The sequence below is a fragment of the Ideonella sp. A 288 genome (assembly GCF_002198735.1).
Classification (GTDB): domain Bacteria; phylum Pseudomonadota; class Gammaproteobacteria; order Burkholderiales; family Burkholderiaceae_C; genus Pseudaquabacterium.
This window is the reverse complement of record NZ_MWLO01000141.1, coordinates 18,572-32,231: the sequence shown is the minus strand read 5'-3', so window position 1 is coordinate 32,231 and position 13,660 is coordinate 18,572. Positions and strand designations below refer to the sequence as shown.

Genomic DNA, 13,660 nt, shown 5'->3' with positions numbered 1-13,660 from the left:
GTGCCCGCCATGTCGCCCGTCCAGATCCGCCATCTCGCCACCGATTCGGCCGACTTCGACGCGCAGTTCCGTCAACTGCAGCATTGGTCGGCCGAGACCGACCAGGCCATCGAGGAGCGTGTGGCGGCCATCCTGGCCGACGTGCGGAGCCGCGGCGACGCGGCCGTGCTCGAGTACACGGCGCGCTTCGACCAATGGTCGGCGCCAACGGTCGCCGGCCTCGAACTCTCGCGCGACGAGTTGCGTGCGGCGTTCGACAGCATCACCCCGGCCCAGCGCCGGGCGCTGGAGGCCGCGGCGCAGCGCGTGCGCAGCTACCACGAGCGGCAACTGCAGGCCTGTGGCCTGAGCTGGCAGTACCGCGACGAGGACGGCACGCTGCTGGGCCAGAAGGTGACGCCGCTCGACCGGGTGGGCATCTACGTGCCCGGCGGCAAGGCCGCCTACCCGTCGTCGGTGCTGATGAACGCGCTGCCGGCGCAGGTGGCCGGCGTCGGCGAGATCGTCATGGTGGTGCCCACCCCACGCGGCGAAAAAAATGCGCTGGTGTTGGCCGCGGCTTACGTGGCCGGCGTCCACCGGGCCTTCACCATCGGCGGCGCCCAGGCGGTGGGTGCGCTGGCCTATGGCACCGAGACGGTTCCGCGCGTCGACAAGGTCACCGGCCCCGGCAATGCCTACGTGGCCAGCGCCAAGCGCCGGGTCTTCGGCCAGGTGGGCATCGACATGATCGCCGGGCCCAGCGAGATCCTCGTGCTGGCCGATGGCAGCACGCCGGCCGAGTGGGTGGCGATGGACCTGTTCAGCCAGGCCGAACACGATGAACTGGCGCAGAGCATCCTGCTGTGCCCGGAGGCGGCCTACCTGGCCGAGGTGCAGGCGGCCATCGACCGGCTGCTGCCGACGATGCCGCGGCAGGCGGTGATCCGCGCGTCGCTCGAGGGCCGTGGCGCGCTGATCCACACGCGCTCGATGGACGAGGCCTGCGCCATCAGCAACCGCATCGCGCCCGAGCACCTCGAAGTCAGCTCGCGCGACCCGCACCGCTGGGAGCCGTTGTTGCGCCATGCCGGCGCGATCTTCCTGGGCGCCTACACCAGCGAGAGCCTGGGCGACTACTGCGCAGGGCCGAACCACGTGCTGCCGACCTCGGGCACGGCGCGCTTCTCGTCGCCGCTGGGCGTCTACGACTTCCAGAAACGCAGCAGCCTGATCGAGGTGAGCGAAGCCGGCGCCCAGGTCCTGGGGCCGATCGCCGCCGAGTTGGCCTATGGCGAAGGGCTGCAAGCCCACGCCCAGGCGGCGGAAATGCGCCTCAAACGTTGACACGAAGTTCGTGCGACACGAGAATAGTGCAACACGAAGTTCGTGAGATGTCATGAAGAACGTCACCGTCACGATGGAAGACAGCGTTGCCGACTGGGCGCGGATGGAAGCGGCGCGTCGAAACACCAGTGTGTCCCGGTTGGTGGGCGAGGTGCTGGCCGAACGCATGCGGCACGACGACGCCTACGAGCGCGCGATGCGCGAGGCGCTCGAGTTCAAGAGCTGGGGCAGTTCCAACGGCCCGTACCTGACGCGCGACGAGATGTACGACCGGAGCCGGTCGCGATGAACGGCCGCGCCTGCGCCCTTGGGCCGCGCCGCGTCGTGGTGGCCGCATGATGGCTGACGTCTTCGTCGACTCCAATGTCCTGCTGTACGCCTTCGACGACAAGGACGTGCCCAAGCGAGACCGTTCCCGCGAGTGGCTGACCGTCTGCTGGCAACGCCGTTGTGGCCGGGTGAGCACACAGGTGCTCAACGAGTTCTACGCCAATGCGCGCCGCAAGTTCAGTTCGGCCTTGTCGGCCGGCGATGCCAGGGCCGAGGTGCGCCGTTACCAGCACTGGCGGCCCTGGTCCGTCGACCATCCGACGATCGAGACGGCCTGGGCGGTCGAGAGCCGCTACGGACTCAACTACTGGGACGCCTTGATGGTGGCCGCCGCCCAGCAGCAAGGCTGCACCCTTCTGCTCACCGAAGACCTGCCGCATGACCAGCAGATCGATGGCGTGCGCATCGTGAACCCCTTCGTCCTCGGGCCCGAACTGCTCGACGCCGCCCCATGACCCCCCGACTTGCCGATCGCCTGCGCGCGACCATCCGACAGGACGTGGCCTCGATGCACGGCTACGCCATCCAGCCCAGCGCCGGCTTCGTGAAGCTCGATGCGATGGAGAACCCGTTCAGCCTGCCGCCCGCCCTTCAGACGGCATTGGGCGAACGCCTGGGCCGTGTCGCGATCAACCGCTACCCGGCGCAATGCGCGGCCGACGTCGTCGCGGCCCTGTCCTCGTTCGTCGACCTGCCCGCCGGCTGCAAGCTGATGCTGGGCAATGGCTCCGACGAACTCATCGACATGCTCTCGGTCGCGTGCAACGTGCCGGGCGCTTCCATCCTGGCGCCGCTGCCCGGCTTCGTGATGTACGAGATGTCGGCCAAGCTCCGTGGCCTGACGTTCGTCGGGGTGCCGCTGACGGCGGACTTCGAACTCGACGAAGGCGCGATGCTGTCGGCGATCGAGACGCACGCCCCCGCGCTCACCTACATCGCCTACCCGAACAACCCGACGGCGAACCTGTTCGACGAGCGCGTCGTCGAGCGCATCGTCGCCGCCGTCGGTGCGCAACGCGGGCTGGTGGTCTTCGACGAGGCCTACCAGCCGTTCTCGTCGCGCACCTGGATGCAGGGCATGGCGCAGCACGAGCACGTGCTCGTGATGCGCACGCTGTCCAAGTTCGGCCTGGCCGGTGTGCGGCTGGGTTACCTGTGCGGCGCCGCTGCGCTGATCGACGAGGTCGAGAAGGTGCGCCCGCCCTACAACGTGAGCGCGCTCAATGCCGAGGCGGCGCTGTTCGCGCTGGAGCATGCCGACGAGTACGCCCGGCAGGCGGCCGTGCTGTGCGCGGAGCGCGGCCGCCTTCAGCGCGCGCTGGCCGCCATGCCCGGCGTGCACGCCTTCCCCAGCGAAGCCAACATGATCCTGGTGCGCGTGCCCGACTCGAAGACCGCTTTCGACGGCATGAAGGCACGCGGCGTGCTGGTCAAGCACATCGCCGGCTTGCACCCGCTGCTGGCAAACTGCCTGCGCCTGACGGTGGGCACGCCCGACGAGAACGACCTGATGATCCGTGCACTGAGAGAGAGCCTGGCATGACCCGCACCGCCGACGTGAAGCGCGACACCAAGGAGACGCAGATCCGCGTCCAGCTGAACCTGGACGGCACCGGCAACGCCCGCCTCGCCACCGGCATCGGCTTCTTCGACCACATGCTCGACCAGATCGCACGGCACGGGCTCATCGACCTCGACATCGACGCCAAGGGCGATCTGCACATCGACGGCCACCACACGGTGGAAGACGTCGGCATCACCCTGGGCCAGGCGGTGGCGCAGGCGGTGGGCGACAAGAAGGGCATCACACGCTACGGCCACGCCTACGTGCCGCTGGACGAGGCGCTGTCGCGCGTGGTGGTCGACTTCTCCGGCCGGCCCGGGCTGCACATGCACGTGCCCTTCAAGGCCGGCATGATCGGCGGCTTCGACACGCAGCTCGCGTTCGAGTTCTTCCAGGGCTTCTCCAACCACGCCGGTGTCACGCTGCACATCGACAACCTGAAGGGCGAGAACGCCCACCACCAGTGCGAGACAGTGTTCAAGGCCTTCGCGCGCGCGCTGCGCATGGCGCTGACGCCCGACCCGCGCTCCGCCGGTGTCATCCCCTCCACCAAAGGCTCGCTCTAGACCATGACCAGAACTGTCGCCGTGGTCGACTACGGCATGGGCAACCTGCGCTCGGTGTCGCAGGCCGTGATGCACGTGGCGGCCGACAGCGGCTACCAGGTCATCGTCACCCAGCGCCCCGAGGACGTGATGGCCGCCGAGCGCGTGGTGCTGCCCGGTCAGGGCGCGATGCGCGACTGCATGCGCGAGCTGCGCGAATCGGGATTGCAGGAGGCCGTGCTCGATGCCGCGGCGCGCAAGCCGCTGATGGGCGTGTGCGTGGGCATGCAGATGCTGCTCGACCACAGCGAGGAGCAGGACACGCCGGGCCTGGGCCTCATCGCCGGCCAAGTGCGGCGCTTCCGGCTCGATGGCCGCCTGCAGCCCGACGGTAGCCGCTACAAGGTGCCACAGATGGGCTGGAACCAGGTCGTGCAGCGCCGCCCCCATCCGATCTGGGCGGGCGTGCCCGACGGCAGCTACTTCTACTTCGTGCACAGCTACTACGCCGCGCCGTCGGACCCGCACCACAGCGTCGGCGAAACCGACTACGGCGATCGCTTTACCTGCGCCGTGGCGCGGGATAACATTTTTGCCACCCAGTTCCACCCCGAGAAAAGCGCCGACCACGGCCTCTGCCTGTACCGGAACTTCCTCAGCTGGAAGCCTTGAGCGCTTCATCTCCCGACACGGCCATGCTGCTGATACCTGCGATCGATCTCAAAGACGGCCACTGCGTGCGGCTGGAACAGGGCGACATGAGCGCCTCCACCACCTTCGGTGAAGACCCCGGCGCCATGGCGTCGCGGTGGCTGGCGGCCGGGGCGCGGCGCCTGCACCTCGTCGACCTCAACGGTGCCTTCGCTGGCAAGCCGGTCAACGAGCCCGCCATCAAGAGCATCCTGGCGGCGGTGGGCGACGACATCCCGGTGCAACTGGGCGGCGGCATCCGCGATCTCGACACCATCGAGCGCTACCTCGACGACGGCATCGGCTACGTCATCATCGGCACGGCCGCGGTCAAGAACCCGGGCTTCCTGAAGGAAGCCTGCACGGCGTTCCCTGGCCACATCATCGTCGGGCTCGACGCCAAGGACGGCAAGGTGGCCACCGACGGCTGGAGCAAGCTCACCGGCCACGAGGTGGTCGACCTGGCCCGCAAGTTCCAGGACTACGGCGTCGAATCGGTGATCTACACCGACATCGGCCGCGACGGCATGCTCACCGGCATCAACATCGAGGCCACCGTCAAGCTGGCGCGCGCGCTGACGATCCCGGTCATCGCCTCGGGCGGCCTGTCCGACATCGCCGACATCGAGCGGCTGTGCGCCGTCGAAGGCGAGGGCATCCAGGGCGTCATCTGCGGCCGCTCCATCTACACCGGGGCGCTCGACTTCGCCTCCGGGCAGCGCCGCGCCGACGAACTCGGCTCTGCCTGAGTTCTTCCTGGCTTCCAATTTCCACGGCCCGCACCCGCGGGCCAGCAAGGCGCCCATGCTGGCCAAACGCATCATCCCCTGCCTCGACGTCACCGGCGGCAGGGTCGTCAAGGGTGTCAACTTCGTCGAGCTGCGCGACGCCGGTGACCCGGTCGAGATCGCTGCGCGCTACAACGAGCAGGGGGCCGACGAACTCACCTTCCTCGACATCACCGCCACCAGCGACGGGCGCGACCTGATCCTGCACATCATCGAGGCCGTGGCCTCGCAGGTGTTCATCCCGCTGACGGTGGGGGGCGGTGTGCGCACCGTCGAAGATGTGCGCCGCTTGCTCAACGCCGGGGCCGACAAGGTGAGCTTCAACTCGGCCGCGGTGGCCAACCCGCAGGTCATCCGCGACGCGTCGGACAAGTACGGTGCCCAGTGCATCGTGGTGGCCATCGATGCCAAGCGGCGCCAGGGTGAAGACCTCACGGCGCGCGGCCCAGGGTGGGACGTCTACACCCACGGCGGGCGCAAGAACGTCGGCCTCGACGCCGTGGCCTGGGCGCGCCAGATGACCGACCATGGCGCCGGCGAGATCCTGCTCACCAGCATGGACCGCGACGGCACCAAGATCGGTTTTGATCTCGAGCTCACACGCGCCGTCAGCGATGCCGTGCCGGTGCCGGTGATCGCCTCCGGCGGCGTCGGCGCGCTGCAGCACCTGGCCGAGGGCATCCAGATCGGCGGCGCCGACGCGGTGCTGGCCGCCAGCATCTTCCACTATGGTGAGTTCACGGTCGGCCAGGCCAAGGCCCTGATGGCCAGCCATGGCATCCCGGTGCGGCAATGAGCACGCACCGGCGTTCTGACCCGCGCGCCACTGACCTGGCCCCGGCCGTGCGTCCGACAGCGACGCGCGGACACCGCGGCCCGAGTGAGGTGCGGATCATCGGCGGGCTGTGGAAGCGCAGCAAGCTGCCCATCGCCGATCGGCCCGGGCTGCGCCCCACGCCGGACCGCGTGCGCGAGACGCTGTTCAACTGGCTGGGTCAGGACCTCAGCGGCTGGCGCTGCCTGGATGCCTTCGCCGGCACCGGCGCGCTGGGCTTCGAGGCGGCCTCGCGCGGCGCTGCGGATGTGGTGCTGCTCGAACGCGACACGGCGCTGGTGCGCAGCCTGCACCTCAGCCGCCAACGATTGAAGGCCGAGGGCCTGCGCATCGAGACGGCGGACGCCTTGTCCTGGATGCCACGCTGTGCGCCGGGCAGCTTCGAACTGGTCATGCTTGATCCGCCGTTCGATTCGACGCTGCTCGGCCCGGCCATTGCTGCGGGTGCGCCGCTGGTGGCCCCGGGCGGGTGCCTGTACATCGAGTCGCCCGCACCGCAGACCGATGCGCCGACGGGTTTCCAGCTGTGGCGCCAGGACCGTGCCGGCGCCGTGCACTTCTGCCTGATGCGGCGCGACGGCTAAACTGCCGCCGCCGCCCGAGGAGACGCCTGTGATCGACCATCCGAAGCCGCTGATCGCCGTGTACCCGGGCACCTTCGACCCGATGACGCTTGGCCATGAAGACCTGATGCGCCGAGCCGCGCGCCTGTTCGACAAGCTGATCCTGGCTGTTGCGGCCGGGCACCACAAGCGCACGATGTTCACCATCGCCGAACGGCTGGAGATCGCCTCCGAGATCGCGCGGCCCTACGGCAACATCGAGGTCGTCGCCTTCCGTGGCCTGTTGCGCGACTTCGTCGTCGCCAACGACGGCAAGGTGGTGGTGCGCGGGCTGCGCGCGGTCAGCGACTTCGAGTACGAGTTCCAGATGGCCGGCATGAACCGCCAGCTGATGCCGGAGGTCGAGACGCTGTTCCTCACGCCGTCGGACCAGTACCAGTTCGTCAGCGGCACCTTCGTGCGCGAGATTGCCACCTTGGGCGGTGATGTCTCCAAGTTCGTGGCACCGTCGGTGCTTCGACGCTTGAAGGAGCGCGTGGCGCAAGCCCCGCAGAGCTAGGCACACCATGGCATTGATGATCACCGACGAATGCATCAACTGCGACGTCTGCGAACCGGAATGCCCGAACCAGGCCATTGCGATGGGCGAGGAGATCTACGAGATCGACCCCGGCAAGTGCACGGAATGCGTCGGCCACTTCGATGAGCCGCAGTGCGTTCAGGTGTGTCCGGTGGCGTGCATCCCGGTCAACCCGCAGCGCGTCGAAACCCGCGACCAACTCTGGGACAAGTACCGGCAACTGATCGCCCAGGTGCCCGCCGACACGGCCTGACGACGGCCTTTGATGGTGCGCGGGCCGCGCACCCGGCCTACTGGCGAGACTTGCCGCCGACCACCACGGGTGGCGTCATGCCCGGAGGCAGGTCGTCACCCTTCTTGGATTTCTTGCGCTTGGCGCCCGTCGGCTTCGAAGCCGCGGCGGCCACGGGCCGTGGCGCCGCATTGAGCCGCGCCGCGCCACCCGGGCGCACCGAGGCCTCGCGGTCCCGGCGTTCGCGGGCCAGCCGCTTCGCGAGCCTGGCTTCCCTCTGGGCGGCGTCTTCGGCCTGCTGCCGTTGGTCGTCGGTGCGGGTGTCGTCCAGGGCCACGGCCTTGCCGCCCGGGCAGGGCGACGACGAATACTGCCGTCCGTCCGGGCCGCAGCGGTACACCGTGGTCTGCGCCGACCCGGGCCATGCCGTCGCCCACAAGACCGTCGCCGCCACGGCGGGCAGTGCGCGCCTCAGCCATGCGGCGCTCGCAGGTCGAATGGGCCTCATGGTGTCGTCTCCTCGGCGGGTGGTTTGGGCCGCGGCGGCTTGGCGTGGACCTTGGCCAAGGCCCGGTCCATCGGTCCGTCGATCAGCAGCGGCAAGGCCTCGAGCGACTTGTCGATGGCGTCGAGGATCGCCTCGCGCTGGTCGGGGGCGGGCTTGCGCAGCACCCAGTTGACGACCTCGTCGCGGTGTCCGGGGTGGCCGATGCCGATGCGCAGGCGCCAGAAGTCCGGCGTGCCCAACTGGGCCTGGATGTCTTTCAGGCCGTTGTGGCCGGCGGCGCTGCCCCCCAGCTTCATCTTGGCCTGGCCGGGCGGCAGGTCGAGTTCGTCGTGGACCACGAGGATCTGTGCCGGCTCGATCTTGAAGAAGCGCGCCAGCGGGCTGACCGCCTTGCCCGACAGGTTCATGAAGGTCTGCGGCTCGAGCAGCCACACCGGGCCGCCTGGCAGGTTGGCCCGCGCCACCAGGCCGTGGTACGCACGGTCGTAGGCCAGCGGCACCCCCAGCTTGCGCGCCGCGGCATCCACCCACCAGAAGCCGGCGTTGTGGCGCGTGCCTTCGTATTCAGCGCCCGGGTTGCCCAGGCCGACCATCAATCGGATCATGGCCGGCATTATCCCGGCGGCGGCCTCAGGGACTGCCGGGCCCCATCGGCCAGGGCCTGGCCGATGCGATCGAGTGCGCCGGCCCGCAGCGTGGGCTCCGGCATGTCCTCGGCGTGCAGCTTCCATTGGTGCCAATGCAGCCGCACGTCGACCCACACCTCTGGATGCAGGGCCACCAGTTCGCCCGCGTCCAGCCAGTGCTCCGCCATCTGCTCGGGCATCACGCCGATGCCCCATCCCAGCACCGCCGCGCGCGCATGCGCCTCGGTCGACGGCACCGAGCGCGGTGTGAGCCGGGGTTCGGCGATGCCAAAGGCCTGGGCCACCCAGGTGGCGTGCATGTCGTCCTTGCGGTTGAACACCAGCCAGGGCAGCTTGGCGAAGTTGGCGCGGTTCAGGCCGCGCGGCATCTCACGCTCGACGAAGGCCGGGCTGGCGACCGCGATGTAGCGCATCGTGCCCAGCGCGCTGACGTGGCAGCCGCGCAGCGGCTCGGCCACCGTGCTCACGCAGCCCAGCACGGCACCCTCGCGCAGCCAGTCGTGGGTGAAGTCCTGGTCGTCCACCACCAACTCGAGCCCGAAGCCGTCGCGCTGGCCGGCGCGCACCACCGGGTCGAGCGCCGGCAGCACCCAGGTGGCCAGGCTGTCGGCATTCACGGCGATCGGCAGCCGTTCGTCCTGCGCGCGGGCGGTGCCCAGTTCGCGGGAGATGTCGGCGCGCAGGGCCTGCATCTGCCGCGCGTAGCGCAGCAGCACCTTGCCCGGCTCGGTCAGCCGCAGCGGACGCGAGCGCACCACCAGAAGCCGGCCCAGGCTGGTTTCCAGCGCCCGAAGCCGCTGCGACACCGCCGACTGCGTGATCGACAGCTGTTGCGCCGCGCGGTCGAAGCTGCCGGCATCGGCCAAGGCCGCCAGGCATTCCAGCGCTGCAGGGTCGAACGCATTCATCAGGCTTGCTAATGTACGGCCACAAATGGCGCTGGATCTTCATTCCCGGGCGAACGCTTCTCACAATGGAGCCGTTCAACACCGAGGAGAGACTGTCATGCGCATCGCCGTGCCCAAGGAGATCAAGAACCACGAGTACCGTGTCGGGCTGACCCCGTCCAGCGTGCGCGAACTGTTGGTCCACGGCCATGAGGTGTGGGTGCAGGCGGGCGCCGGCACGGCCATCGGCCTGGACGACGCGGCCTACGAGGCGGCCGGTGCCCGGCTTGCCACCGATGCGGCCGAGGCCTTCGCCCGCGGCGAGATGATCGTCAAGGTCAAGGAGCCGCAACCGGCCGAGATCGCGATGCTGCGAGAGGGGCAACTCCTTTACACCTACCTGCACCTGGCACCCGATCCCGCGCAGACCGCGGGGCTGGTGAAGTCGGGCGCGGTGTGCGTCGCCTACGAGACGGTCACCGGACCCGGCGGTGGCCTGCCGCTGCTGGCGCCGATGAGCGAGGTGGCCGGCCGCATGGCCGTGCAGGCCGGGGCGACCCACCTCGAGATCTCGAAGGGCGGCATGGGCATGCTGCTGGGCGGCGTGCCCGGCGTGCCGCCGGCCCACGTGGTGATCCTGGGCGCCGGCGTGGTGGGCACCCATGCGCTGCAGATGGCCGTGGGCCTCGGCGCACGGGTCACCGTGCTCGACAAGAACGTGGACCGGCTTCGCCACCTCGACCTTGTCTTCGGCAACCGCATCACCACGCAGTACTCCACGGCGCACGGCGTCGAGGAGGCGGTGCTGGGCGCGGACCTGGTGATCGGCGGCGTGCTGATCCCCGGTGCTGCGGCGCCCAAGCTGGTGACCCGCGCGATGGTCTCGCGCATGCGCCGCGGCGCCGTGGTGGTGGACGTGGCGATCGACCAGGGCGGCTGCTTCGAGACCTCGCATGCCACCACGCATGCCGAGCCCACCTACGTGGTCGACGGCGTGGTGCACTACTGCGTGGCCAACATGCCAGGCGCCGTGGCGCGCACCTCGACCTTTGCGCTGAACAACGCCACCATCGGCCACGCGCTGGCCTTGGCCGACAAGGGCTGGCGCGCGGCCCTGCGCGACGACGTGCACCTGCAGGCCGGCCTGAACGTGGCCTTCGGCCAGGTGACCTGCGAGCCGGTGGCCCAGCAACTGGGTTACGCGCACACGCCGGTGGCGTCCGTGCTGGCTTGAGGCCACTGCCCGGCCCTGGCGGGATCGTTCAACAGCCAACGCTGGCGAATAGGGCTCAGAAACGACAAACCCCGCCGAGGCGGGGTTTGCTGCGTTCGCGGTGCTTGCAGGAGGTGATCCTGCAGGCCGCTGCGATGCGTCACTTCTTCTTGGCGTCCTTGGCAGGCGCGGCGGTCTTGGCGGGCGCGGCCTTGGCCGGCGCACCCTTGCCACCCTTGGCCGGGGCCGCCGGGGCTGCGGCAGCCTCGGGCGCTTCTTCCTCGATCTTCGGCGCCGTGGCGGCGACGATCACCGGGTTCAGCGTGCCGTGGCGGACGACCTTGATGCCCTCCGGCACCTTGATGTCGGACACGTGCAGCGACTGGCCCTTGACCAGGCCGCTCAGGTCGACGGCGACGAACTCAGGCAACTGCATCGCCAGGCATTCGATCTCGACCTCGGTGGCCACGTGGGCGACCAGGCACTTGTCGGTCTTGACGGCCACCGAGTTCTCTTCGCCCGAGTAGTGCAGCGGCACCTTCTTGTGCACGCGGGTGGTCTCGTCGACGCGCTGGAAGTCGATGTGCAGGACCTGTTGCTTCCAGGGGTGCATCTGGAAGTCGCGCAGCAGCACCTTCTGCTCGGCGCCGGCCAGTTCCATCTCGAGGATCGACGAGTGGAAGGCTTCCTTCTTGAGCGCGAAGTACAGCGCGTTGTGGTCGAGCTCGATCATCTTCGGCTCGCCGGCCCCGTAGACAATGCCGGGCACCTTGCCAGCACTGCGCAGGCGGCGGCTCGCTCCGGTCCCCTGCAGATTGCGCTCGAAAGCGACAAATTTCATGGTTCACTCCAAGTGAATGGGCGCCCGCGACCAGGTCGCCCAGGTAATGCGATGGGCCAGCGGCCCACCACGGTGAGGGGCTCCGGATGGAGCCCGTTTCTTCGTCTCAGAAATTGTTGTTCTGCTCCGCGAACAGCGAGGTCACCGATTCACCGTCGGAAATGCGGCGGATGGTCTCGGCGAACAGGAAGGCCACCGTGAGCTGGCGGATCTTCTTGCAGGCCTTGGCCTTCTCGGTGAGCGGGATCGTGTTGGTGATGACGACCTCGTCGAGCTGGCTGCCGGCGATGCGGTCGATGGCCGGGCCCGAGAAGATCGGGTGGGTGCAGTAGGCGAACACGCGCTTGGCGCCGCGTTCCTTCAGCACCTCGGCCGCCTTCACCAGCGTGCCGGCGGTGTCGATCATGTCGTCCATGATCACGCAGTTGCGGCCTTCGATCTCGCCGATGACGTGCATCACCTCGGACACGTTGGCGCGCGGGCGCCGCTTGTCGATGATGGCCAGGTCGCTGCCCAGCTGCTTGGCCAGGGCGCGTGCGCGCACCACGCCGCCGACGTCGGGGCTGACCACCACCAGGTCGGGGTAGGCCTTGCTCTTCAGGTCGGACAGCAGCACCGGCGAGGCGTAGATGTTGTCCACCGGGATGTCGAAGAAGCCCTGGATCTGGTCGGCGTGCAGGTCCATCGTGAGCACGCGCTCGACACCCACGGTCTCGAGCAGGTTGGCCACCACCTTGGCGCTGATCGGCACGCGCATCGAGCGTGGCCGGCGGTCCTGCCGCGCATAGCCGTAGTAGGGGATCACGGCGGTGATGCGGCGCGCGCTGGCGCGCTTCAACGCATCGACCATGATCAGCAGTTCCATCAGGTTCTCGTTGGTCGGCGCACAGGTGGGCTGCACCACGAAGACATCGCGGGCGCGGACGTTCTGGTGCACCTCGACGGTGACCTCGCCATCGGAGAAGCGGCCGACCGTGGCCTTGCCAAGTTCGGCACCGAGGCTGGTGGCGATCTCCTGGGCGAGCGCGGGATTGGCATTGCCGGTGAACAGCACGGTGTTGAACAGCACGGCACGCGCTCCGTCAGGGCTGGGACTGCTGGGGTGGAATTGAAGAGGTTTGGCAGGGGAGGAAGGACTCGAACCCTCGCATGTCGGAATCAAAATCCGATGCCTTGACCAACTTGGCGACTCCCCTACACAGGACCCGGCTCGCACCGGACCCTTCAAAATCGTCTCAGTCTGCCCACCCGACCAGCGGGTGCGCCGGCAGACTGCGGCACATGCGGCCCACCCACTGGGGCGGGAGGTCGTCCGCGCCCCAAGTCGCCTCGGGCTGGCCGCCTGCACCGGCTCTTGCGAACACCGCGCTACCGGAGCCCGACATGCGGCTGTTGCCGAATCGGGCCTCCAGCCATCGGGCGACCTGGGTCACCTCTGGGCAGTGGCGCTGGGCGGGCGGTTGCAGATCATTGCGACCAAATCCGCCGACGAGCCGCTGCGATAGCTGAGCGTCTGCAAGAAAGTCCATGACTATAACAGGTTCGGTGTCACGCACCAGTGCCGGGTCGCCGAAGATGCCTGCGGTGGCGATGCCCTGTGCCGGCTTCACCACGGCCAGCCACAGCGGCGGCAGGCTCAGCGGCGACAGCCGCTCGCCGATGCCCTCGACGAAGGCATTGCGCCCGCCGACGAAGAAGGGCACGTCCGCGCCCAGCGACAGCGCCAGCGGCATCAGGCGTTCGCGCGGCCAGTGCAGGCCCCACAGGCGGTTCAGCGACAGCAGCACGGTGGCCGCGTCCGAGCTGCCGCCGCCCAGGCCCGCGCCCCAGGGCACGCGCTTCAGCACCGAGATGTCGGCGCCGAGGCGGGTGCCGCTGGCCGTCTGCAGCGCCCGCGCCGCGCGCAGGCTCAGGTCGTCGGCGGGCAGGGCCGGGCCCAGGTCGTGGCGGCGCAACTGGCCGTCGTCGCGACGCTCGACGTGCAGCGTGTCGCACCAGTCGATCAGCACGAAGACCGATTGCAGCAGGTGGTAGCCATCGGCGCGGCGGCCCACGATGTGCAGGAACAGGTTGACCTTGGCCGGCGCCGGCAGGTCCCAGAGGCTGTGCAG

General features: G+C 69.0%; 18 protein-coding genes and 1 tRNA gene. 12 read left to right on the top strand and 7 right to left on the bottom strand.

Annotated elements, in window-relative coordinates; all coding sequences use genetic code 11:
* Positions 1–9: 9 nt before the first annotated feature.
* Genes hisD through EOINJALH_RS22385 form a run of 11 tightly spaced genes read left to right on the top strand, consistent with a single transcriptional unit; the run spans position 10 to position 7,474 of the window.
* Positions 10–1,326 carry a histidinol dehydrogenase gene (gene hisD / locus EOINJALH_RS22435; protein ID WP_088284490.1) on the top strand — a complete coding sequence of 439 codons (1,317 nt, stop codon included), beginning with the start codon at positions 10–12 and terminating at the stop codon, positions 1,324–1,326.
* A gap of 52 nt (positions 1,327–1,378) precedes the next feature.
* Positions 1,379–1,615, top strand: coding sequence for a CopG family transcriptional regulator (locus tag EOINJALH_RS22430; RefSeq protein WP_088284298.1), 237 nt, complete (start codon positions 1,379–1,381; stop codon positions 1,613–1,615).
* A gap of 46 nt (positions 1,616–1,661) precedes the next feature.
* The gene (locus EOINJALH_RS22425; protein ID WP_234413988.1) at positions 1,662–2,111 is read left to right on the top strand and encodes a PIN domain-containing protein; all 450 of its coding nucleotides are present in this window, start codon (positions 1,662–1,664) and stop codon (positions 2,109–2,111) included.
* The gene (hisC, locus tag EOINJALH_RS22420; RefSeq protein ID WP_088284296.1) at positions 2,108–3,199 is read left to right on the top strand and encodes a histidinol-phosphate transaminase; all 1,092 of its coding nucleotides are present in this window, start codon (positions 2,108–2,110) and stop codon (positions 3,197–3,199) included. The genes EOINJALH_RS22425 and hisC overlap by 4 nt, the downstream gene beginning before the upstream one ends.
* Complete coding sequence (hisB, locus tag EOINJALH_RS22415) at positions 3,196–3,786, top strand: imidazoleglycerol-phosphate dehydratase HisB (protein WP_088284294.1); 591 nt, start codon at positions 3,196–3,198, stop codon at positions 3,784–3,786. The genes hisC and hisB overlap by 4 nt, the downstream gene beginning before the upstream one ends.
* A gap of 3 nt (positions 3,787–3,789) precedes the next feature.
* The gene (hisH, locus tag EOINJALH_RS22410) at positions 3,790–4,437 is read left to right on the top strand and encodes an imidazole glycerol phosphate synthase subunit HisH (RefSeq protein ID WP_088284292.1); all 648 of its coding nucleotides are present in this window, start codon (positions 3,790–3,792) and stop codon (positions 4,435–4,437) included.
* 23 nt (positions 4,438–4,460) lie between these two features.
* A complete protein-coding gene (hisA, locus tag EOINJALH_RS22405; RefSeq protein WP_088284290.1) occupies positions 4,461–5,204 on the top strand; it encodes a 1-(5-phosphoribosyl)-5-[(5-phosphoribosylamino)methylideneamino]imidazole-4-carboxamide isomerase in 744 nt (247 codons plus the stop codon).
* 55 nt (positions 5,205–5,259) lie between these two features.
* Positions 5,260–6,039 carry an imidazole glycerol phosphate synthase subunit HisF gene (gene hisF, locus EOINJALH_RS22400; RefSeq protein WP_088284288.1) on the top strand — a complete coding sequence of 260 codons (780 nt, stop codon included), beginning with the start codon at positions 5,260–5,262 and terminating at the stop codon, positions 6,037–6,039.
* The gene (gene rsmD / locus EOINJALH_RS22395) at positions 6,036–6,662 is read left to right on the top strand and encodes a 16S rRNA (guanine(966)-N(2))-methyltransferase RsmD (RefSeq protein ID WP_088284286.1); all 627 of its coding nucleotides are present in this window, start codon (positions 6,036–6,038) and stop codon (positions 6,660–6,662) included. Before hisF ends, rsmD begins: the two co-directional genes overlap by 4 nt.
* 31 nt (positions 6,663–6,693) lie before the next feature.
* Positions 6,694–7,200 (top strand): pantetheine-phosphate adenylyltransferase, encoded by a 507-nt coding sequence (gene coaD, locus EOINJALH_RS22390; protein ID WP_255407136.1) that lies wholly within the window; start codon positions 6,694–6,696, stop codon positions 7,198–7,200.
* A gap of 7 nt (positions 7,201–7,207) precedes the next feature.
* The gene (locus EOINJALH_RS22385) at positions 7,208–7,474 is read left to right on the top strand and encodes a YfhL family 4Fe-4S dicluster ferredoxin (protein ID WP_088284284.1); all 267 of its coding nucleotides are present in this window, start codon (positions 7,208–7,210) and stop codon (positions 7,472–7,474) included.
* A 37-nt stretch (positions 7,475–7,511) separates the two neighbouring features.
* Here the strand turns inward: EOINJALH_RS22385 and EOINJALH_RS22380 are convergent, their stop codons facing one another.
* Genes EOINJALH_RS22380 through EOINJALH_RS22370 form a run of 3 tightly spaced genes read right to left on the bottom strand, consistent with a single transcriptional unit; the run spans position 7,512 to position 9,516 of the window.
* Entirely contained in the window at positions 7,512–7,961 is a 450-nt protein-coding gene (locus EOINJALH_RS22380) for a hypothetical protein (RefSeq protein WP_144290133.1), read from the bottom strand.
* Positions 7,958–8,566, bottom strand: coding sequence for an aminoacyl-tRNA hydrolase (gene pth, locus EOINJALH_RS22375; protein ID WP_088284484.1), 609 nt, complete (start codon positions 8,564–8,566; stop codon positions 7,958–7,960). Before pth ends, EOINJALH_RS22380 begins: the two co-directional genes overlap by 4 nt.
* Before the next feature lie 8 nt (positions 8,567–8,574).
* On the bottom strand, positions 8,575–9,516 hold the full coding sequence (locus EOINJALH_RS22370; RefSeq protein ID WP_088284280.1) for a LysR family transcriptional regulator ArgP: 942 nt from the start codon (positions 9,514–9,516) through the stop codon (positions 8,575–8,577).
* Between the two features lie 97 nt (positions 9,517–9,613).
* On the opposite strand from EOINJALH_RS22370, the gene ald reads away from it, so the two are divergent.
* Positions 9,614–10,729 (top strand): alanine dehydrogenase, encoded by a 1,116-nt coding sequence (ald, locus tag EOINJALH_RS22365; RefSeq protein WP_088284278.1) that lies wholly within the window; start codon positions 9,614–9,616, stop codon positions 10,727–10,729.
* A 139-nt stretch (positions 10,730–10,868) separates the two neighbouring features.
* Here ald and EOINJALH_RS22360 read toward each other — a convergent pair whose 3' ends face one another.
* The 4 genes from EOINJALH_RS22360 to ispE all read right to left on the bottom strand — a co-directional run bounded on the left by EOINJALH_RS22360 (position 10,869) and on the right by ispE (position 13,660).
* Complete coding sequence (locus EOINJALH_RS22360; protein ID WP_088284276.1) at positions 10,869–11,549, bottom strand: 50S ribosomal protein L25/general stress protein Ctc; 681 nt, start codon at positions 11,547–11,549, stop codon at positions 10,869–10,871.
* A 106-nt stretch (positions 11,550–11,655) separates the two neighbouring features.
* Positions 11,656–12,618 carry a ribose-phosphate pyrophosphokinase gene (locus EOINJALH_RS22355; protein WP_088284274.1) on the bottom strand — a complete coding sequence of 321 codons (963 nt, stop codon included), beginning with the start codon at positions 12,616–12,618 and terminating at the stop codon, positions 11,656–11,658.
* A 50-nt stretch (positions 12,619–12,668) separates the two neighbouring features.
* A tRNA-Gln gene (locus EOINJALH_RS22350) sits at positions 12,669–12,745 on the bottom strand.
* Between the two features lie 39 nt (positions 12,746–12,784).
* On the bottom strand, positions 12,785–13,660 hold the full coding sequence (ispE, locus tag EOINJALH_RS22345) for a 4-(cytidine 5'-diphospho)-2-C-methyl-D-erythritol kinase (protein ID WP_199873459.1): 876 nt from the start codon (positions 13,658–13,660) through the stop codon (positions 12,785–12,787).

Excerpts from the sequence above, each read along its gene's own strand:
- EOINJALH_RS22425 (WP_234413988.1), top strand. The coding sequence starts at position 1,662 with ATGATGGCTGACGTCTTCGTCGACTCCAATGTCCTGCTGTACGCCTTC.
- EOINJALH_RS22380 (WP_144290133.1), bottom strand. The coding sequence starts at position 7,961 with ATGAGGCCCATTCGACCTGCGAGCGCCGCATGGCTGAGGCGCGCACTG.
- EOINJALH_RS22360 (WP_088284276.1), bottom strand. The coding sequence starts at position 11,549 with ATGAAATTTGTCGCTTTCGAGCGCAATCTGCAGGGGACCGGAGCGAGC.
- EOINJALH_RS22430 (WP_088284298.1), top strand. The coding sequence starts at position 1,379 with ATGAAGAACGTCACCGTCACGATGGAAGACAGCGTTGCCGACTGGGCG.
- EOINJALH_RS22370 (WP_088284280.1), bottom strand. The coding sequence starts at position 9,516 with ATGAATGCGTTCGACCCTGCAGCGCTGGAATGCCTGGCGGCCTTGGCC.
- rsmD (WP_088284286.1), top strand. The coding sequence starts at position 6,036 with ATGAGCACGCACCGGCGTTCTGACCCGCGCGCCACTGACCTGGCCCCG.
- ald (WP_088284278.1), top strand. The coding sequence starts at position 9,614 with ATGCGCATCGCCGTGCCCAAGGAGATCAAGAACCACGAGTACCGTGTC.
- hisC (WP_088284296.1), top strand. The coding sequence starts at position 2,108 with ATGACCCCCCGACTTGCCGATCGCCTGCGCGCGACCATCCGACAGGAC.
- hisD (WP_088284490.1), top strand. The coding sequence starts at position 10 with ATGTCGCCCGTCCAGATCCGCCATCTCGCCACCGATTCGGCCGACTTC.
- hisF (WP_088284288.1), top strand. The coding sequence starts at position 5,260 with ATGCTGGCCAAACGCATCATCCCCTGCCTCGACGTCACCGGCGGCAGG.
- hisB (WP_088284294.1), top strand. The coding sequence starts at position 3,196 with ATGACCCGCACCGCCGACGTGAAGCGCGACACCAAGGAGACGCAGATC.
- pth (WP_088284484.1), bottom strand. The coding sequence starts at position 8,566 with ATGATCCGATTGATGGTCGGCCTGGGCAACCCGGGCGCTGAATACGAA.
- EOINJALH_RS22385 (WP_088284284.1), top strand. The coding sequence starts at position 7,208 with ATGGCATTGATGATCACCGACGAATGCATCAACTGCGACGTCTGCGAA.
- hisA (WP_088284290.1), top strand. The coding sequence starts at position 4,461 with ATGCTGCTGATACCTGCGATCGATCTCAAAGACGGCCACTGCGTGCGG.
- hisH (WP_088284292.1), top strand. The coding sequence starts at position 3,790 with ATGACCAGAACTGTCGCCGTGGTCGACTACGGCATGGGCAACCTGCGC.